At 71.8% G+C, this 19,624-nt stretch carries 15 protein-coding genes and 1 pseudogene; 5 read left to right on the top strand and 11 right to left on the bottom strand.

The genetic code is table 11. From position 1 onward, the window contains the following. Nucleotides 1-2: 2 nt before the first annotated feature. Nucleotides 3-857 (bottom strand): PhzF family phenazine biosynthesis protein, encoded by an 855-nt coding sequence (locus FQY64_RS05030; protein ID WP_146472611.1) that lies wholly within the window; start codon nucleotides 855-857, stop codon nucleotides 3-5. A gap of 219 nt (nucleotides 858-1,076) precedes the next feature. Then, a complete protein-coding gene (locus FQY64_RS05025; RefSeq protein WP_146472610.1) occupies nucleotides 1,077-1,934 on the bottom strand; it encodes an outer membrane protein assembly factor BamD in 858 nt (285 codons plus the stop codon). 93 nt (nucleotides 1,935-2,027) lie between these two features. On the opposite strand from FQY64_RS05025, the gene rluD reads away from it, so the two are divergent. From rluD to FQY64_RS05010, 3 genes are all read left to right on the top strand, one after another. Continuing rightward, nucleotides 2,028-3,002, top strand: coding sequence for a 23S rRNA pseudouridine(1911/1915/1917) synthase RluD (gene rluD, locus FQY64_RS05020; protein ID WP_146472609.1), 975 nt, complete (start codon nucleotides 2,028-2,030; stop codon nucleotides 3,000-3,002). After that, nucleotides 2,999-3,754: a peptidoglycan editing factor PgeF gene (pgeF, locus tag FQY64_RS05015; protein ID WP_146472608.1), complete on the top strand. Its 756-nt coding sequence runs from the start codon at nucleotides 2,999-3,001 to the stop codon at nucleotides 3,752-3,754. The genes rluD and pgeF overlap by 4 nt, the downstream gene beginning before the upstream one ends. A gap of 185 nt (nucleotides 3,755-3,939) precedes the next feature. Then, nucleotides 3,940-5,541 (top strand): SulP family inorganic anion transporter, encoded by a 1,602-nt coding sequence (locus FQY64_RS05010; protein WP_146472607.1) that lies wholly within the window; start codon nucleotides 3,940-3,942, stop codon nucleotides 5,539-5,541. An 8-nt stretch (nucleotides 5,542-5,549) separates the two neighbouring features. Here the strand turns inward: FQY64_RS05010 and otsA are convergent. The 3 genes and pseudogenes from otsA to otsB all read right to left on the bottom strand — a co-directional run. Continuing rightward, nucleotides 5,550-6,911 (bottom strand): annotated as a pseudogene (otsA, locus tag FQY64_RS05005) (alpha,alpha-trehalose-phosphate synthase (UDP-forming)); the annotation flags it as partial. 73 nt (nucleotides 6,912-6,984) lie between these two features. Continuing rightward, nucleotides 6,985-8,778 (bottom strand): glycoside hydrolase family 15 protein, encoded by a 1,794-nt coding sequence (locus FQY64_RS05000; RefSeq protein ID WP_146472605.1) that lies wholly within the window; start codon nucleotides 8,776-8,778, stop codon nucleotides 6,985-6,987. Next, nucleotides 8,775-9,545: a trehalose-phosphatase gene (otsB, locus tag FQY64_RS04995; RefSeq protein ID WP_146472604.1), complete on the bottom strand. Its 771-nt coding sequence runs from the start codon at nucleotides 9,543-9,545 to the stop codon at nucleotides 8,775-8,777. Before otsB ends, FQY64_RS05000 begins: the two co-directional genes overlap by 4 nt. Nucleotides 9,546-9,723: 178 nt before the next feature. Here otsB and clpB point away from each other — a divergent pair, with 178 nt between their 5' ends. After that, entirely contained in the window at nucleotides 9,724-12,309 is a 2,586-nt protein-coding gene (gene clpB, locus FQY64_RS04990; RefSeq protein ID WP_146472603.1) for an ATP-dependent chaperone ClpB, read from the top strand. 10 nt (nucleotides 12,310-12,319) lie between these two features. On the opposite strand, the gene FQY64_RS04985 is transcribed toward clpB, so the two are convergent. From FQY64_RS04985 to ybaL, 4 genes are all read right to left on the bottom strand, one after another. Further along, complete coding sequence (locus FQY64_RS04985; protein ID WP_186760860.1) at nucleotides 12,320-13,054, bottom strand: MBL fold metallo-hydrolase; 735 nt, start codon at nucleotides 13,052-13,054, stop codon at nucleotides 12,320-12,322. A 9-nt stretch (nucleotides 13,055-13,063) separates the two neighbouring features. Continuing rightward, on the bottom strand, nucleotides 13,064-13,408 hold the full coding sequence (locus tag FQY64_RS04980; RefSeq protein WP_146472601.1) for an MBL fold metallo-hydrolase: 345 nt from the start codon (nucleotides 13,406-13,408) through the stop codon (nucleotides 13,064-13,066). Nucleotides 13,409-13,491: 83 nt separating this feature from the next. After that, nucleotides 13,492-14,208 (bottom strand): NAD-dependent deacylase, encoded by a 717-nt coding sequence (locus tag FQY64_RS04975; RefSeq protein ID WP_146472600.1) that lies wholly within the window; start codon nucleotides 14,206-14,208, stop codon nucleotides 13,492-13,494. Between the two features lie 40 nt (nucleotides 14,209-14,248). Beyond that, a complete protein-coding gene (ybaL, locus tag FQY64_RS04970) occupies nucleotides 14,249-15,919 on the bottom strand; it encodes a YbaL family putative K(+) efflux transporter (protein WP_146472599.1) in 1,671 nt (556 codons plus the stop codon). A 287-nt stretch (nucleotides 15,920-16,206) separates the two neighbouring features. On the opposite strand from ybaL, the gene FQY64_RS04965 reads away from it, so the two are divergent. Beyond that, on the top strand, nucleotides 16,207-18,456 hold the full coding sequence (locus FQY64_RS04965; RefSeq protein ID WP_146472598.1) for a DUF5916 domain-containing protein: 2,250 nt from the start codon (nucleotides 16,207-16,209) through the stop codon (nucleotides 18,454-18,456). Nucleotides 18,457-18,463: 7 nt separating this feature from the next. Here FQY64_RS04965 and FQY64_RS04960 read toward each other — a convergent pair whose 3' ends face one another. Continuing rightward, nucleotides 18,464-19,135: a hypothetical protein gene (locus FQY64_RS04960; RefSeq protein ID WP_146472597.1), complete on the bottom strand. Its 672-nt coding sequence runs from the start codon at nucleotides 19,133-19,135 to the stop codon at nucleotides 18,464-18,466. Beyond that, nucleotides 19,132-19,624, bottom strand: a 493-nt coding sequence (locus tag FQY64_RS14700; protein WP_186760859.1) for a hypothetical protein, incomplete at its 5' end; no start/stop codon positions are given. The genes FQY64_RS04960 and FQY64_RS14700, both read right to left, overlap by 4 nt.

Raw genomic sequence — 19,624 nt, 5'->3', positions numbered from 1 at the left:
GCTCACCCGACCGTCGTCTCCGCGAGCCGCACCGCGCCGCCGCCGACGCGGATTTCCGGACGCGTGGCGTCGATCGTCACTTCGATCCGGCTCGGGCGGCCCATGTCGTGGCCCTGGTGGATGGTGATCTGCGCGGGCGGGTCGACGAGCGCCAGCGCGCGCAGATAGCCGCCGAACGCGGCCGCGGCCGCTCCGGTGGCCGGATCCTCCACCACGCCCCCGACCGGGAACGGATTGCGCGCGTGGAACACGTGCGGCGTCTGCCGCCAGATCAGCGCGACCGTGGTCAGGTCGGCTTCCAGCATCGCCGCCTGCAGCGCGTCGAAGTCGTAATCCAAGCGCGCGAGGCGTTCGCGGCTCGAGGCGGCGAGGATCAGGTGGCGCGCGCCGGCGTAGGCGATACGCGCGGGCAGCGCCGGATCGAGCTCGTCGCTGCGCCAGCGCAGCGCTTGCAGGGCCTGCGTCAGCAAGGCCGGCGGCACCGGCTCGACCCGCGGCGCCACGCTCGTCAGCGTGGCGCGGATGCGGCCGTCGACCCGGTCGGTTTCGACCGGCACCAGCCCCGCGCGCGTGCGGAAGCGCAGGCCGCCCGGACCGTCGCGCTCGGCGAGCGCGACCGCGGCGGCGATCGTGGCGTGGCCGCAGAACGGCACCTCGGCGAGCGGGCTGAAGTAGCGCACGTCGTACTCGCGCGCGCCGCGCGGCTCCAGGAAGGCGGTTTCCGAATAGCCCAGTTCGGCGGCGATCGCCAGGCGCCGCGCATCGTCCAGGCCGCGGGCGTCGGGCACGATGCCGGCAGGATTGCCGCCCTCGGGGCGGTCGGTGAAGGCGGCGTAGCGCAGGATTTCGATGGCCATGGCGGCGGTCTCCGGATGCGGACCACACGCTGGAGCCGCGCGAGGCAATGCGCATGCGCGTCACGCTGCGTTGCGCGTCGTGCGCCACGGGGCGCCGGTGCGCGACGGCGGGAGCGGCCGGTCGCCGCGGCGAGGCGTCGTGGCCGCGTCCGCAGCGGATCGGTGCCGCGCGCGTGCGGCCGCGCGTCGCGGCGCGGCGAACGAGACGGCGCGCCGGAATCAGCGCGTGTCGAGCGGGGACTTCTCGCCCGCGAACGGGTTGAGCTTGTGCAGGCGGCTCGGATAGTCGGGCCAGTCGCCGGAGAAGTAGGCGTGATCGGGCGCGTTCGCCTTCAGCACACGCTCGGCGTCGGCGGCGAGCGTCTCGTTGCCGAGACCGTGGTAGGCCTTGGCCAGCAGCGCGACGGCGTCGTTCTGGTACCGGCTCTGCGGGTAGGTCTCCAGCACGTTCTTCGCGCGCTGCGCGGCGGCCACGTAGGCGCCGCGGCGCAGGTAATACAGCGCGACGTCGATCTCGTGGCGCGCGAAGGTGTTGCGCAGCGCGACCATGCGCTCGCGCGCGTCGGCGGCGTAGCGGCTGTTCGGATAGCGCTCGGTGAGGAGCTGGAAGTCGTTGTAGGCCTGCTGCGGGGTGGACAGGTCGCGCCGGCTCACGTCCAGCCGCCACACGCGCTGCAGGAACACCGTGTCGCGCCGCGAGTTCGCCAGACCGCGCAGGTAGTACAGGTAGGCGATGTGGCGGTGGGTCGGATAGGTGCGGATGAAGCGGTCGATGGTGCTGATCGCGTCCTCGTACTTGCCGGCCTTGTACTGCGCGTAGGCGGTTTCCATCAGCGCCTGCTCGGTGTACGGGCCGTAGGGGTACTGCGCGATCAGGCGGCGGAACGTCTGTTCGGCGTTGTCCCAGTTGCCGTTGCGGATCGAGCGGTGGCCCTTCTCGTAAAGGGTCTCGACCGGCTGGTTCTCGTCGGCGTCCTCGTCCTTGAACATGCCCTTCAGCCGCGCGCAGCCGCTCGTGGCGAAGGCGACGAGCAGGAGCAGGAGCAGCAGGCGCGTGACGGCGGGGCGTGGGGTCATGGCGTGGACGCGGAAGCGGGACGTGAACGGCCATAATACAGGCCGGCCCCACTGCCCGCGCGAGCGGCCCCTGAACCGCGTCCCGCCGCCCCGATGACCGAGCCGACCGTCCTTCGCGCCACCGTTCCCGATCACGCCGCCGGCCGCCGCTTCGACGCGGTGCTGGCGGAACTGTTTCCCGAGTATTCGCGTTCGCGGCTGGCGGCGTGGATCAAATCGGGCGACGCCAAGCTGGACGGGCGCACGGTGCGGCCGCGCGATCCGGTGCTCGGCGGCGAGACCGTCACCGTCGAAGCCGTGCTGGAGACGCAGACGCACGACGCGCCGCAGGAGATTCCGCTGCAGGTGCTGTACGAGGACGAGCACCTGCTGGTGATCGACAAGCCGCCGGGGCTGGTGGTGCATCCGGGCGCCGGCAACCCCGCCGGCACGCTGGTCAACGCGCTGCTGCACCGCGATCCGGGCCTGGCGAACCTGCCGCGCGCCGGCATCGTCCACCGCCTCGACAAGGACACTTCCGGCGTGATGGTGGTGGCGCGCACCCTGCCTGCGCACACCGCGCTGGTCGAGCAGCTCTCCGAGCGCGAGGTGCACCGCCAGTACCTCGCCATCGTGGTCGGCGCGCTGGTGTCCGGCGGCACTGCGCGCGCGCCGATCGACCGCCACCCGCGCGACCGCCTGCGGATGGCCGTGCGCGACGACGGCCGCGAGGCGATCACGCACTACCGCCTGCGCGAGCGCTTCCGCGTGCACACGCTGTTGGAATGCCGGCTGGAAACCGGCCGCACCCACCAGATCCGCGTGCACATGGCGCACCTGAAGCATCCGATCGTCGGCGATCCGCTGTACGGCGGGCCGCTGAAGCTACCGCGCGGCGCCACGCCCGAGCTGGTCGAGGCGCTGCGCGGGTTCAGGCGGCAGGCGCTGCACGCGGAGACGCTCGAGTTCGCGCATCCGGTGACCGGCGCACCGGTGCGCTGCAGCGCGCCGATGCCGGAGGACATGCAGCGGCTGGTCGCGCTGCTGCGCGCGGACACGCAGGCCGCCGTCGATGCGGGGCGCGCGTGAGCGCGTGGATCGAGGCCGACTGGCCGGCACCGCCCGGCGTGCGCGCGCTGACCACGCTGCGCTACGGGCCCGGCGTGTCGCCGCCGCCGTTCGACGCCTTCAATCTCGGCAACCGCCACGCTGCGGACGGCGACGATCCGGCGCGCGTGGAGCGCAACCGCGCGCTGCTGGTCGAACACGCGCGGCTGCCGTCACCGCCGTGCTGGCTGCGGCAGGTGCACGGCACCCGCGTGCTGCGTTTCGACGCGCCGGCGGCCGACGAGCCGGAGGCCGACGCGGCGGTGACCGGCGTGCCCGGCGTGGTGCTGGCCATCCTCACCGCCGATTGCCTGCCCGTCGTGCTGTGCGATCCGGCAGGGCGCGCGATCGGCGCCGCGCATGCCGGCTGGCGCGGGCTCGCGGCCGGCGTGCTGGAGGCCACGGTGGCGGCGATGGATGCCGAACCCGAGTCGCTGCAAGCCTGGCTGGGGCCGGCGGCGGGACCGGCGAGTTACGAGGTCGGCGCCGATGTGCGCGACGCGTTCGTCGCCGACGATGCCGGCGCGGCCGCGGCGTTCGTGCCGACGCGCCCGGGGCATTGGCGCGTGGATCTGTACGCGCTGGCGCGGCGACGCCTGCAGCGCGCGGGCCTGCGCGACGGGCGCATCCACGGCGGCGGGTTCGACACCATCGCCGACGCCGACCGCTTCTTCTCGCATCGCCGCGACGCGCGCACCGGGCGGATGGCGACGCTGGTCTGGATCGCGCGGTAGGCCGCACGCGCCTGGACGCCTCGCCGCGAGGCGGCGCAGGCGCGGCTATGGCGGCGATCGCGCTGTGGGGCGCTTCCGGTCGCGGCTGAAGCGCTCCTGCCGCGACCCGCGCGAACCGCGCCGCCGCAGGGGCGCGCGGGCGCGTCCTGCCGTAACCTGCGCGCTCGGCTTCCAAGGGGGTTGCCATGCGCCAATCGCGTCCGCGCTGGGTCGTCGCCGGCGATCTCAACGGCTTCTTCGGCCTCGTGGTCGACAACCTGTCGATCCTCGGTTTCATCGCCGCCGCGCTGATCGGCATCTTCGGGTTTCCCGCCGAGGTCGTGTTCACGCGGATGTTTCCCGGCACCGCGCTCGGCGTGCTGGTCGGCAACGCGATCTACACCGCGATGGCGCGCCGTCTGGCCGCGCGCAGCGGGCGCGACGACGTCACCGCGATGCCGCTGGGTCTGGATGCGCCGACCAGCATCGGCATGGCGCTGCTGGTGCTCGGGCCCGCGTTCGTCGCCTACCGCCAGCAGGGCATGACGCCCGATGCCGCGGCGATGGCGACGTGGAAGCTCGGCATGGCCTCGCTGATGGTGATGGGGGCGCTGAAGTTCGCGCTGTCCTTCGTCGGCGAAGCGGTGACGCGCGCGGTGCCGCGCGCCGGGCTGCTCGGCTCGATCGCCGGCATCGCCCTGGTGCTGATGGGCTTCCTGCCGCTGGTGGAGGCGATGCGCTCGCCAGTCGTCGGCTTCGCCACGCTCGGGCTGCTGTTGTTCGTGCTGGTCGCGAAGGGCCGCCTGCCGCTGCGTCTGCCGGGCGTGTTCGCGGTGTTCCTGATCGGCACCGCGTTGTACTACGGTCTCGGCGCGGCCGGCCTCGGCGCGCCCGGTTTCCATTGGCCGCAGCCCGCGCCGCTGCGGCCGGCGTTGCCGTGGCCGAGCCTCGGCTTCCTGGAGCGGCTGCCCGACACCGTGCCCTATCTGCCGCTGCTGCTGCCGTTCGGCCTGCTGATGGTGGTCGGCGGCATCAACGTCAGCGAAAGCGCACGCGCGGCGGGCGACGACTACCGCACCCGCGACGTGCTGCTCACCGAGGCGGTCTCGACGCTGGTCGCCGGCCTGTGCGGCGGCGTCGCGCAAACCACGCCGTACATCGGGCAGCCCGCCTACAAGCACATGGGCGCGCGCAGCGGCTACACGCTGCTGACCGGCGTGTTCATCGGCGTGGGCGGCATGCTGGGCGTGGTCGCGGGTCTGGTGCAGTGGCTGCCGCTGGCGGTGCTGGCGCCGATCATCGTGTACGTGGCGATCGACATCACCGTGCAGGCCTTCCAGGCCACGCCGCGCGAGCACGCGCCGGCGATGGTGCTGGGCTTTCTGCCGTCGGTGGCGTACATGCTGGCGATCAAGGTCGGCAATCCGGCGTGGATCGCGCCGGACCGTTTCGCCCAGCTCAGCACCGCGCTGGACGGCCACGGGCTGCCGGAGCTGGCGGTCGTCGCCACGCTCGGCAACGGCTTCATCATCACCGCGATGCTGTGGACCTCGGCGGTGGCGGCGATGATCGACCGCCGGCTCGCGCGCGCGGCGGCGTTCCTGGCGGTGGGCGCGGTGGCGACGCTGTTCGGCGTCATCCACTCGGTGCAGCCGCAGGGCGCGCTGCAGTGGCCGGGCGCGCTGGACGGCCTGCAGCGCACGATCGCCCTGCAGTTCGCCGGCGCCTACATCGTCCTGGCGGCGCTGATGCTTCTGCTGCTGCCGTTCCAGCGCGGCGCGACGATCAGCGGATCGAAGTCGAACTGACGCTCGGCGTCGCGCAGCGCATCGAGGAAGCTGCGCCGCCAGTGCGTGATGTCGTGGGCGAGCAGCTTCTTCATCATCGCAAGCCAGCGCTCGCGACGTTCGGCGCGCGGCATCAGCAGCGCGCGCGCGATCGCATCGGCCACGCCGTCGATGTCGAAAGGGTTGACCAGCAGGGCGGCGTCCAGCTCGCGCGCGGCGCCGGCGAACGTCGACAGCACCAGCACGCCGGGATCGTCGGGGTTCTGCGAGGCGACGAATTCCTTGGCGACCAGGTTCATGCCGTCGCGCAACGGCGTCACCAGGCCGACCTGCGCCAGCCGGTAGAAGCCGGTCAGGGTCGGGTGCGGGTAGTTGCGGTTGACGTAGCGCACCGGCGTCCAGTCGGGTTCGGCGTGGCTGCCGTTGATGTGGCCGGCGAGCTGTTCCAGCTCGTTGCGCAGCGAGCGGTATTCGGCGACCTCGCCGCGCGAGACCGGCGCGATCTGCAGGAAGGTGAGCCGGCCCACGTGCTGCGGATGGCGCTTGAGGAAACGCTCGAACGCGCGGAAGCGTTCCGGCAGGCCCTTGGAGTAGTCGAGCCGGTCCACGCCGATGGCGAGCGCGCGGTTGGCGAGACTGGCCTGCAACCGTTTGACGCTGGCCTTGCCGACCGCGGCCTCGGCCTGGCGCGCGATGTGCGCGGTGTCGATGCTGATCGGGAAGGCGCCGGCGCGCAGGCGGCGCCCGCCCGGCGCCTCCAGCACGCCCGGTTCCACCACGCGGCCGCCGCCGAACAGGCGCACGTAGTCCTGGAAGCGCTCGAGGTCGCGGTCGGTCTGGAAGCCGACCAGGTCGTACTGCGACAGGCCCTCGAACAGGCGCCGGTGATCCGGCAGCGCGGCGAGCAGGTCGGAGGAGGGCATCGGCACGTGCAGGAAGAAGCCCAGCCGCGCCCTGACGCCCTTCTCGCGCAGCAGCTTGGCGAGCGGAATCAGGTGGTAGTCGTGCACCCAGACGATGTCGTCGTCCGCCAGCAGCGGCGCCAGCTTCTCCGCGAACAGCGCGTTGACGCGCAGGTAGCCGGCGTAGGTCTCGCGGCTGTAGTCGACCAGATCCATGCGGAAGTGCAGCAGCGGCCACAGCGTGCGGTTGGCGAAGCCGTTGTAGTAGTCCTCGTGGTCGCGCCGCGACAGGTCCATCGTCACGTAGCGGATGTTGCCCTCGCTCTGCTCGCGCACGAAGCCGGAGCGGTCGGGGTCGATCTTGCCGCTCCAGCCGAACCACAGCCCGCCGGTTTCGGCCAGCGCGGCGCGCAGCGCGACGGCCAGGCCGCCGGCGCGGGACTCGCCGGGGACGGCGACACGGTTGGATACGATCACCAGGCGGCTCATCGCAGTACCTCCTTCCAGGTTGTCGCCGCCGGCGCGCGCGCGGGCGTGGCCGGCGGCCGGGGGACGTGCGCCTTCAGATCGCGTCCTGCCAGGGGCGGCTGAGCCGCATGGCGGCCGTGATCAGGCCCACGTGCGAATACGTCTGCGGGAAGTTGCCCCACGGCTCGCCGTCCTCGAAGGCGAGATCCTCGGACAGCAGTCCCAGAGGGTTGCGGCGCGCGAGCACCGTCTCGAACAGGTCGCGCGCCTCCTGGTAGCGGCCGATCGCGGCGAGCGCGTCGACGTACCAGAACGTGCAGATGGTGAAGCTGGTCTCCGGCACGCCGAAATCGTCCGGCGCGATGTAGCGGAACAGCCCGTTGCCGCGCCGCAGGTCGCGGCCGATCGCCTCCACCGTGGCGACGAAGCGCGGATCGTGCGGCGCGACGAAGCCCAGATCGGCCAGCAGCAGCAGCGAGGCGTCCAGCCGCTCGCCGCCGAAGGCATCGACGAAATGGCCGCGCTGCGCGTTGAACGCCGCCTCGACGATCACCCGGTGCATGCGGTCGGCATGCGCGCGCCAGTAGGCGGCGCGCTCGGGCAGGCCGAGATGCTGCGCGATCTTGGCCAGACGGTCGCACGCGGCCCAGCACATCGCCGCCGAGTAGGTGTGGGTTTCGGCGCGGCCGCGGAACTCCCACAGGCCGGCATCGGGCTGGTCGAACAGGCGCGCCGCGCATTCGCCCAGCGGCTCCAGCCGTGCGAACATCGCGCGGTCGCCGCTCGGCGAAAGCCGCTGGTCGAAGAACAACTGGGTGGACGCCAGCACCACCGAGCCGTACACGTCGTGCTGCTTCTGGATCCACGCCAGGTTGCCGCGCCGCACCGGCCCCATGCCGCGGTAGCCGGCCAGCGTCGGCACCTCCTCCTCGGCCAGCCGCCCTTCGAAGCCGATGCCGTACAGCGGCTGCAGCGTGCCGTCGGTGGTGGCCAGGTTGAACACGTAGCGCAGGTATTCCTCCATCGTGCGCGTCGCGCCCAGGCGGTTGAGCGCGCGCACGACGAAGGCGGCGTCGCGCAGCCAGCAGTAGCGGTAGTCCCAGTTGCGCACGGTGTGCGGCGCTTCCGGGATCGAGGTGGTGATGGCGGCGACGATCGCGCCGGTCTCCTCGTACTGGCACAGCTTGAGGGTGATCGCGCTGCGGATCACGGCGTCCTGCCATTCCAGCGGAATCGACAGATTGCGCACCCACTCGCGCCAGTAGTTGACGGTGTTCTCCTCGGCCAGGCGCACGTACGCGCCGATCGGCCGGGTCAGCGTTTCGTCGGGGCCGAGGATCAGGTGCAGATCGCGGTCGAGCACGAACGGCAGCGCATCGAGCACGAACCGCACCGGCACGTCGCTGGTGAGCCGCAGCGTGAAATCGGGCACCACGTAGCGGATGTGGTTGCTGCCCCAGGTCACCTCCGGCGGCCGCGCGCCGTATTCGCACAGCGGCCGCAGCACCACGCGCACGCGCGGCTGCCCGGCCAGCGGGCGCACGCGGCGCATCAGCATCACCGGATGGTAGAAGCGGCCGAACTCGCGCCAGCGCGGTGCGAAATCGACGATCTCGATCGCATCGCCGCGCGCGTTGCGCAGCACCGTCCGCAGCACGGCGGTGTTGGGCACGTAGGCCTGCTCGGAGGCGATGCAATCCTCCAGCTCGATGGCGTAATCGCCGCCTTCGTGCCGGGTGGGCGAGAGCAGGGCGCAGAACACCGGATCGCCGTCGAAGGTGGGCACGCAGCCCCAGACCACGCGGCCGCGCGGATCGATCAGCGCGGCGACGCTGCCGTTGCCGACCACACCCAGATCGAGCGAGGCGGAAGTGGGCGGGCGGGTCATCCGAGGGCCTCCTGGAGGGGGTGCGGGGCGTCGATCGCGCCGGCGCGCAGCCAGGCGCGCACCGCGGCGGGGTCGGCCAGCGCATGGGTGGCGTGGGTGGGACGGCGCAGTCCGACCAGCACGGCGAGCCCGCCGCGCGCACGCACGCGCCGAAAGCCGTCCTCGTCGGTGAGATCGTCGCCCACGAACACCGGCACCCGCCCGCGGAACGGCGGCTGCGCCAGCATGCGGTCCACCGCCGCGCCCTTGTCGGCGCCGTCGGGACGCACCTCGACGACGTGATCGCCCGGCTGCAGGCGGTAACCGGGAAGCGCGGCGAGCGCGGCCTCGGCCGCGGCGCGCAGCGCGGGAGCGGCCTCCGGCGCGGTGCGCCAGTGCAGCGCGAGCGCGGCGCCCTTGTCCTCCACCAGCGCGCCCGGAAAGTCGCGCGCGACCGCCTCGGCGCTCTCGCGCACGCCCGCCAACGCCGCCGGCGGCGACGGCGGCGGCGCGCCGCGCAGCTCCAGGCCGTGCAGGCCGGCCGCATGCAGCCGCAACGGCGCGAACAGGCGATCCAACTGCGCCAGCGAGCGCCCGCTGACCAGCGCCAGCGCGCCTTCCAGCCGCTGCTGCAGGCGGCCCAGAGTGGCGATCAGCTCGTCGGGAACCCGCACGCCGTCCGGGGTGGGCGCGAACTCGAGGAGACTGCCGTCCACGTCGAGAAACAGCGCCCAGTCCGGGGCCAGCGGCGGCGGGGGTGGCAGGTCGTTCGGATTCGTCGTCGCCATGTGCACATAGGGTGGACAGGCGGATGTAAGCGCGAGGTCGACGGCGTCCCGCGGCGCTCGCAGATTGGGCTGCGCGGCGCCGGTTTCAAGGTGCCGCCGCCGGTCGCCGGCTGCTTGAAAGCGGCCGCCGCGCGCCGCATCTGCAACTCGGTTTCCGCTTTCTTCGGGGGAGTCCCCAATGCGAATGGACAAACTCACCTCGCGCTTCCAGCAGGCGCTGTCGGACGCGCAATCGCTCGCGGTCGGTCGCGACCATGCGATGGTCGAGCCGGTGCACGTGCTGGCGGCGTTGCTCGACCAGCCCGACGGCAGCACGCGGCCGCTGCTCGCGCAGGCCGGGGCCAACGTGCCGCTGCTGCGCGAACGCCTCGGCGAGGCGCTGGAGAAGCTGCCGAAGGTGTCCGGCCAGGCCGGCAACATCGCCATCAGCAACGCGCTGGCGCGGCTGCTCAATCTGACCGACAAGTACGCGCAGCAGCGCGGCGACGCCTTCATCGCCAGCGAAATGTTCGTGCTGGCGGCGCTCGAGGACGACGGCCCGGCCGGCCAGGCGCTGAAGGCCGCGGGCGCGTCCAAGGCCCGGCTCGAAGCCGCGATCGACAAGCTGCGCGGCGGCGAGAAGGTGCAGAGCGAGAACGCCGAGGACCAGCGCCAGGCGCTGGAGAAGTACACCGTCGATCTGACCCGCCGCGCCGAGGAAGGCAAGCTCGATCCCGTCATCGGCCGCGACGAGGAGATCCGCCGCACCGTGCAGGTGCTGCAGCGGCGCACCAAGAACAACCCGGTGCTGATCGGCGAGCCGGGCGTGGGCAAGACCGCGATCGTCGAAGGGCTCGCCCAGCGCATCGTCAACGGCGAGGTGCCGGAAGGCCTGCGCGGCAAGCGCGTGCTCGCGCTCGACATGGGCGCGCTGATCGCCGGCGCCAAGTACCGCGGCGAGTTCGAGGAACGGCTGAAGGCGGTGCTCAACGACCTCGCCAAGAACGAAGGCCAGGTGATCCTGTTCATCGACGAGCTGCACACGATGGTCGGCGCCGGCAAGGCCGAGGGCGCGATGGACGCCGGCAACATGCTCAAGCCGGCGCTCGCGCGCGGCGAGCTGCACTGCATCGGCGCGACCACGCTCGACGAGTACCGCAAGTACGTCGAGAAGGACGCCGCGCTGGAGCGGCGCTTCCAGAAGGTGTTCGTCGGCGAGCCGTCGGTCGAGGACACGATCGCGATCCTGCGCGGCCTGAAGGAGCGCTACGCGCTGCACCACGGCGTGGAGATCACCGACCCGGCGATCGTCGCCGCCGCCACGCTCTCGCACCGCTACATCAGCGACCGCCAGTTGCCGGACAAGGCGATCGACCTGATGGACGAGGCCGCCTCGCGCATCCGCATGGAGATCGACTCCAAGCCGGAGGAGCTGGACAGGAAGGAGCGCCGGCTGATCCAGCTCAAGATCCAGCGCGAGGCGCTGAAGAAGGAGAAGGACGAGGCCTCGAAGCAGCGCCTGGCCGATCTCGAGGCCGAGATCGCCGCGCTCGAGCGCGAGTACAACGACCTCGAGGAGGTGTGGAAGGCGGAGAAGGCCACGCTGCACGGCGCGACCAAGATCAAGGAGCAGATCGAGCAGGCCAAGCTCGAACTCGAAGCCGCGCAGCGCCGGCAGGATTACGCGCGCATGAGCGAGATCCAGTACGGCCGCATTCCCGAGCTGGAGAAGCAGCTCGCCGCCGCGCAGGAGGCCGAGTCGAAGGGCTTCCGCCTGTTGCAGGACAAGGTCACCGCCGAGGAGATCGCCGAGGTGGTCTCGCGCTGGACCGGCATCCCGGTCAGCAAGATGCTGGAAGGCGAGCGCGAGAAGCTGCTGAAGATGGAGGAGGCGTTGCACGCGCGCGTGGTCGGCCAGGACGAGGCGATCAAGGTGGTGTCCGACGCCATCCGCCGCTCGCGCGCCGGCCTGTCCGATCCCAACCGCCCCAACGGCAGCTTCCTGTTCCTCGGCCCCACCGGCGTCGGCAAGACCGAGCTGTGCAAGGCGCTGGCCGAGTTCCTGTTCGACACCGACGAGGCGATGGTGCGCATCGACATGAGCGAGTTCATGGAGAAGCACGCCGTCGCCCGGCTGATCGGCGCGCCGCCGGGCTACGTCGGCTACGAGGAGGGCGGCTATCTCACCGAGGCGGTGCGGCGCCGTCCGTACAGCGTGATCCTGCTCGACGAGGTCGAGAAGGCGCATCCGGACGTGTTCAACGTGCTGCTGCAGGTGCTCGACGACGGCCGCCTGACCGACGGCCAGGGCCGCACGGTGGACTTCCGCAACACCGTCATCGTGATGACCTCCAACCTCGGCTCGCAGATGATCCAGGAGTTCGGAGGCGACGACTCGGCCGAAGCCTATACGCAGATGAAGGCCGCGGTGATGGGCGTGGTGCAGGCGCACTTCCGACCGGAGTTCATCAACCGGCTGGACGACATCGTCGTCTTCCATCCGCTCGACAAGGCGCAGATCAAGGGCATCGCGCGCATCCAGTTGCGGCGGCTGGAACAGCGGCTGGCCGAGCGCGGCATCCGCATCGCGCTGTCGGACGAGGCGCTGGCGCTGCTGGCCAACGTCGGCTTCGACCCGGTGTACGGCGCGCGCCCGCTCAAGCGCGCGATCCAGGCGCAGCTCGAGAACCCGTTGGCCCAGCGCATCCTGGCCGGCGAGTTCGGCCAGGGCGACACCGTCCAGGTCGAGGCCGAGGGCGGCCAGCTCGTGTTCCGCAAGGCCTGATCCGGCAACCTCACTCCAGCCAGGTCTCGCCGCGGGCTTCCTTGTAGGCCTGCTCGATGCCCGGCTGCAGGAAGAAGGCGCGGAAGGCGCGGATGCGTGCGGGATCGGTGCCGGCGAACCGCGCCTCGAACTCCGGCAGGCGGATCCCGGCGCGCAGTTGTTCGAGCGTCCTGCCGGCGTGCCGCCCGGCGCGCACCTGGCGGCGCGTCTCCTCGAGCAGCGCGGCGAGCTGCTGCAGATAGGCGTCGTCGCCCATCACCAGGCCGTGGCCGGGCACGATGCGCGCCGGCTTCATCGCGCGCAGGCGCGCCAGCGTGCCGATCCAGTCCGAGTGGTAGGAGCCGAACGAGTACGGCGTCGGCGCGACCACGATGTCGCCCGTCACCAGCGTGCGCGTGCGCTCGTCCCACAGCACGACGTCGCCCGCCGTGTTGGCCCGGCCGAGGTGGCGTACCGAGACCGTGCGGTTGCCGAGCTCGAGATCGATGCCCTCGCCGAACGTCAGATCGGGCGGCGCCCAGCGCGTCTGCATGCCGCCCGCGGCCAGCCACTGGCGCAGGAGCGCCGCGTGGGTGCGGTTGCCGGCGCGCTGCTCCTCGCTCAGCGGCTCGCCCTTGGCGCTGGTGCCGCGCGCGGCGGCCGCCTCCAGCTCGTCGGGCAGGCGGCCGTAGCCCTGCGCCTTGGCATGCCAGTCGGCATAGTTGCGCGCACCGGCGCGCGCGGTCTGCGCGTGCTGCAGGACCACCAGCTCCGGTCATGCGTCCTTGAAGACGTGATTGGCGAGCAGGTGGTCGCCGTGCCAGTGGGTGTTCACCAGATACTTCACCGGCGGCAAACCGCGTGCGCGCACGTCCTCGACGATGCGCCGCGCAAGCGCCGGGTACTGGCCCGAATCGACCACCACGCTGTAGCGCTCGCCGGCGATCACGGTGATGTTGCCCTGCACGACGCCGCCGGGCGATTCGTCGGCGACGAAGGCGATCACGCCGTCGGCCACCTCGGTGGTGCGGTAGTCCTGGCGGAACGGCGCGTCGGCGCGCGCATCGGTGCACGCGGCCAGCAGCAGGAGGGTGGCGACGGACAGAACGGGCAGCCGCATGGCGTGTCTCGATGGCGGGGGGCGTGAGCGTGAGCGCGCGCGGCCGCGCGGCCTACTGCAGGAAGTCACTGTCGCCTGGCGGCTCAGCCGCGCAGCCGTTCGAGCAGCCGCACGAGGCCTTCGCTCGCGGGCAGCGCCCAGTGTTCGTCGGCATCCTCCGTCACGCCGCTGCGCTGCGGGTTGATCTCGAGCACGTGCTTGCCGAGCGCACGCGCCAGCGCCGGCAGCGAGGCCGCCGGCTGCACCAACCCGGAAGTGCCGACCACCACCACGCGGTCGCACGCTGCGAGCGCGTCCTGCGCGCGGGACCAGGCCTGGACCGGCAGCGCCTCGCCGAACCAGACCACGCCCGGTCGGATCAGGCCGCCGCACGCAGCGCAGCGCGGCGGCTCCTCTCGCGCGCCGTCCGCGGGCGGTCGCACGATCGGGTCGGGGTGTTCGCCCGCCCCGCAGTCGATGCAGCGCGAGCGCAGCAGTTCGCCGTGCAGATGCACCACGCCCGTGCTGCCGGCGCGTTCGTGCAGGTCGTCGACGTTCTGCGTGATCACCTCGACGCGATGGCCGTGGGCTTCCAGCGCGGCGATCGCGCGATGGCCGGCGTGCGGTTGCGCCTGCATGACCCGCGCCGCGCGCCAGCGGTACCAGCCCCAGACCATAGCCGGGTCGCGTCGGAACGCGGCCGCTGTCGCCAGCCGCTCGGCATCGAACCGGGACCACAGGCCGGTGAGCGCGTCGCGGAAAGTCGGAATGCCGCTCTCCGCCGACATCCCCGCACCGGTGAGGAACACGATGTGCGCCATGCGCTCTCCTGGCAAATAAGAAGGAGACCCCGCGGACCGGCTACAGCGTCGCCGGCGGCAGGTGCCGGCTGCCGCGATAGTCGGGCGTGGCCAGCACCATCTCGGCGAGGCTGTGCGCGAGTTCGCGCTCGGCCATCACCGCGCCGTCGGCGCCGTGTTCGAGCAGGTGGCGCACGCCGGCGTCGCTGTGCGCGCGCGCGACGACGGTCAGCGTGGGGTTGGCCGCGCGCAGTGCGGCGACGATCTCGCCCGCTTCCAGCGCGTTGGGGATCGCCAGCAACGCCATCCGTGCGCGCTCCGGCGCGGCCTCGCCGATCACGCGCACGTCGGCCGCGTTGCCGCGGATGGCGAGCAGGCCGGCGGCGCGCGCGTGGTCAATGCGGTCGTCCTCGCCGTCGATCACCACCACCAGCACGCCGCGCGCGTGCAGCAGGCGCGCCAGCTCGCTGCCGACGCGGCCGTAGCCGACGATCAGCACGTGCTCGCGCAGGTCGGGCGGCACCGGCGTCGGCTCGCGCGGCGCGGTCCGTTCGGCGAGCCGCTCGTGCCGCTGCACCCAGCCGAACAGCAGCGGGTTGAGCATGATCGACATCAGCGCGCCAGCGAGAATGAGGTCGTAGCCGTCACGCGGCAGTACTTCGAGCTGCATGCCGAGCCCGGCGAGGATGAAGGAGAACTCGCCGATCTGGGCGAGGCTGGCGGAGATCAGCAGAGCGGTGGTGTTGTCCTTCCCGAACGCGCGCACGATCAGCCATGCCGCGACCGATTTGCCCAGCACAATGATCAGGAAGGTCGCGACCACATCCAGCGGACGCTCGATCAGGATGCCTGGATCGAACAGCATGCCGACCGATACGAAGAACAGGACCGCGAACGCGTCGCGCAGCGGCAGCGTTTCGTTTGCGGCTTGATGGCTGAATTCCGACTCGCTGAGCACCAGTCCTGCAAAGAACGCGCCAAGCGCGAACGACACGCCGAACAGCATCGCAGAACCGAACGCAACGCCGAGCGCTATCGCCAGCACGCTTAGCGTGAACAGTTCGCGTGAGCCAGTCGCGGCAATGCGCTCAAGCACCCAAGGAATCACTCGGCGGCCGAACAGCAGCATGACCGCGACGAAACCGCCCACTTTGGCGAATGTCGCCAGTAATGCCAGCAGCAACGAACCTTCCTTGGTGCTTTCGCCTCCACCGCCCGCCAGTGCCGGCAACAGGACCAGCGCCAGCACCATGGCCACATCCTCCACAATCAGCCATCCGACGGCGATGTGGCCGCGCGCGGTGTCGAGCAGGCGCCGCTGCTCGAGTTCGCGCAAAAGCACGACCGTGCTGGCCACCGATAGGGCAAGGCCGAACACGATGCCCGCGGTGTTGGACCATCCCAGCCACCGCGCCAGGCCCCAGCCGAGCAGAGTCGCCGCTGCGATCTGCGCGACCGCGCCGGGCAGCGCAATCGCACGAACCTGAAGTAGATCGCGCAACGAGAAGTGCAGGCCCACGCCGAACATCAGCAGGATCACGCCGAGTTCGGCCAGTTGAGGTGCCAAAGTTTCGTCCGCGACGAATCCCGGCGTGAACGGGCCGACCGCCACCCCGGCCAGCAGATAGCCAACGATCGGCGATAGGTGGACACGACGCGCGAGCGCGCCGAGCACGAACGCAGCGACGAAGGCGGCGACCAACAGCGTGATGAGCGAGGTGTGATGGGGCATCGAGTCTCCGCGACGAGGTCCAAGCGCTAGTTTCGCGGGCGCACCGTGCACGCGCAAACATGGCCAGATCGCTTGCCGGGTGCGCGCGCCGCCATCGATCGAAGCGCATGCAAGCGACGGCAACGTCACGGCATGCGCTCGCCCCGGCGGGCAGGCGCGCCGGTGGCCGGCGCTGCGCCGGACGATGCAGGGACTCTCGCCAAGGTTGGCATGACTTAAGCCATTCGGACGCGTGCCCGGAACGGCCTAGGCTGCGCGGGTCTTTCCACGTCCGCATCAAGCCTCCCATGCGCGCACCGCTCGCCCTGGCCGTCGCGGCCGCCCTCGCCGCCATCGCTCCGCACGCCGGGGCGGTCGAGATCGACGGCCGCATCGACCCGGCCGAATGGCAGGGCGCGCGGCACATCACCGATTTCCGCATGGTGCAGCCGCTCTCGCGCGAGCGGGCGCGCCATCCGACCGAGGCCTGGGTGCTGGCCACGCCGGAGGGGCTGGCGATCGCCGTGCGCGCCGAGCAGCCGCCGGAGGTGCCGCGCACCCGCCAGCGCGCGCAGCGCGACCAGGGCGGACCGATGGACCGCGTCAACGTCTACGTCGATTTCGACGGCGACGGCCGCACCGGCTACAACTTCACCCTGCTGCTGTCGGACAGCATCATCGACACCACCATCACCAACGAGAACCAGTTCAACGACGACTGGGACGGCGACTGGCGGCACGCGGTGAGCGAGGACGCGCAGGCCTGGTACGCGGAGATCCTGCTGCCGTGGCACATCGCGCCGATGCGCAAGGCCGACGGCGGCACGCGCACGATCGGCCTGTCGCTCGACCGCGTGATCGGCGCCACCGGCGAGCGGATGGCCTGGCCGGCGGTGACGTTCGTCGAGCCGCGCTTCCTCTCGGCGCTGGAGCGGGTCGAGATCCCGCAGTACAGCCAGTCGCTGCTGGCGGTCACTCCGTACGTGGTCGGGCTGTACGACAAGGTCGGCGGCGAGACCGACTTCGACGCCGGCGCCGACGTGTTCTGGAAGCCGAGCGGGCAGTTCCAGCTCAGCGCCACGCTCAATCCGGACTTCGGCCAGGTCGAAAGCGACGAACTGGTGGTCAATTTCGGCGCGATCGAGACGTTCTTCAACGACAAGCGGCCGTTCTTCACCGAGAACCAGAGCTATTTCGACGTGCCGTTCGGCGGCCTCAACGGCGCCAACCGGCTGATCTACACGCGCCGCGTCGGCGGCGCCGCCGACGACGGCAGCGGCGCGGGCGACGTGCGCGCGGCGGTGAAGCTCAACGGCAGCGCGGCCGGGTTCGGCTACGGCGTGTTCGCCGCCACCGAGGACGACGACGCCGGCCGCGACTTCTACGCGCTGCGCGCCACGCGCGACAGCGAACGCCACGGGCTGGGCGCGATGCTGACCCGGGTCGAGCGTCCGCACTTCGACCGCACCGCGGACGTGTTCTCGCTCGAACACCGCTGGCGACCCGACGCACGCTGGAACGTGCGCAGCGTGCTGGTCGGCTCGCGCGTGGAACAGGTCGGCGCGCGCGTGGACGACAGCGGCGCGCAGGTGCGTATCGACCACGAGCTCGACAACGGCTGGCGCGAACAACTGTTCGCGCTGCATCTGGGCGACGGCCTGCAGCTCAACGATTTCGGCTTTCTGGAACGCAACGACTTCAACTACGTCCGCTACGAACGCGCGCGGCGGCTGACCGACCTGCCGGACGACTCGCCGTACAACTCGCACGACTGGCGCTTCGCGGTCTCGCACCGCTCCACCGACGGCGGCGTGCACATCGCCGACGCGTTCGCGATCGGCCGCCAGAGCGAGCGCCGCGACGGCGGCAACCAGTACATCGAGCTGGCCGGCTGGACCGACGGCCACGACGATCTGATCCTGCGCGGCAACGGCGTGGTGCGGATGCCGGCCAAGCTGTTCCTGTTCGCCGAGCGCTTCCGGCCGCGGCGCGGCCACTGGGCGTGGTACGGCAGCGCGCGCTATTTCGCCGAGGGGCTCGGCGGTCCGGACGACGGCGCGATCGAGCTCGTGCTCGAGCCCACCTATCACGTCGACGACCGCCTCAGCTTCTTCTCCTCGGTGCGCTACACCCGCAATCCCGACTGGCTGCTGTGGCGCGGCGGCAACCGGTTGGCCACGTTCGATGCCGAGACGCTGCACGTCGATGCGGGCATGACCTGGCTGGTCGACGACCGCCAGGAACTGCGCGTGCGGCTGGAGGCGATCGGCCTGGACGCGCGGACCGAACAGGTGTGGCGGGTGGGCGCCGACCGCCGCGCGCGCGCGGTGGACGAGGCGGTGCCCGATTTCGCGCTGCGCACGCTGGGCTTCCAGGTGCGCTACCGCTACGAACTGGCGCCGCTGTCGTACCTCTACGTCGCCTACGTGCGCGGCGGTTCGATGCTGGAGGAAGCGCCCGACAACCGCTACGACGTCTACCGCCACTTCGGCGAGGCGTTCGACCTGCGCGACAGCGAGCAGTTGCTGGTGAAGCTGTCCTACCGGTTCGAGCTCTGAGACGCGGCTACTCCGCCGCGCCCGGCGCGGGCCAGGACACGCCGATCTCCGACACCCGTGCACGCGCGAACGCGGGCTGGTAGCGGCCATCGTCGCTGCGGAAGGTGGCATCGCCGCTCGGCACCTCGACGGTCGGCTCGCCGGCGTCCAGCGACAGCGTGACGTGGTAGCGCAGCGGACCTGCGCCGAGCGCGCCGCCGTGCCAGTCGATCACGCGTCCGCCGTAGTCCCAGTCGAAGCCGGTGTAGCTGAGCGGCGCGCCGTTGAGGCGCACCAGCGCGTGGCCGCTCATGCCGATCGCGACGCCCGGCTCGAGCCGCCAGCGCGAGCCGGCATCGTCGACGCGCACCGACGCCAGGCCCAGCAGCGCGTCCGGGTCGTGGAAATACAGCGTGGCGCGGCGGGTCGGATCGTCGGGGAACAGCACGACGCCGCGTTCGACATCGCCCTCGCCGAGGGGAACCTCGGCAATGCGCACGTGCCGGGCGCCGAACCGCGCGCGCAGCGCGTCGACGGTGATCCCGGGCGCGAACGGGCCCGGCAGGCGCCAGGCGTCGTCGCGCGGCGCGGGCGCGACCACCTCCTCGCCCGCCGGCGGCGCCGCCGCGGAAGCGGTGGACGCCTCGCGCATGCAGCCGGCGCAGGCGAGCGTCAGCGCCGCGGCCAGCACGGGCCTCACGGCGTCACCTCGCGCAGCAGGGCCGAGCTGATGCGCCACTGGCGCTGCTCGTCGGTGGCGCCGGGCTGGGTGGAGCGCTTCAGCAGGTAGGCGCCTTCCAGCCGGCGCCTGCGGCCGTCGCGGTATTCCACCGCCACCGACACCGGCACTTCGATGTACAGCACGCCGGCGCCGCTGCGCAGCCGCGCGGGCGCGCGCACGTCGGCGCTGATGTCGACCATGTCGCGCAGCCCGGAGGCGAACGCCTCGGCGGACTGGCCGCTGGCCGCGCCGCCTTCCGCCCACAGCGCGTAGGCGCGGTCGAACGCGCCGCGGTCGATCTCGGCGTGGTACTGGCGCACCACGTCGGCCGCCTGTTCGGGCGCGATCGGCGCGGCGTCGGCGGAATCGCCGGCGGCGGGCGCCTGCTGCGTCGCGGTGGCGGCGGGCACGCCGGGCATGCCGGGCGCGGCGGCCGGGGCCGGCGCGATCTCGCCGGGCGCCGGCACC

This window comes from Vulcaniibacterium thermophilum, assembly GCF_007923255.1.
Taxonomy (GTDB): domain Bacteria; phylum Pseudomonadota; class Gammaproteobacteria; order Xanthomonadales; family Xanthomonadaceae; genus Lysobacter_F; species Lysobacter_F thermophilum.
Note: the sequence above shows the minus strand (reverse complement) of the source record. Positions and strands in the feature narration are given on the sequence as shown.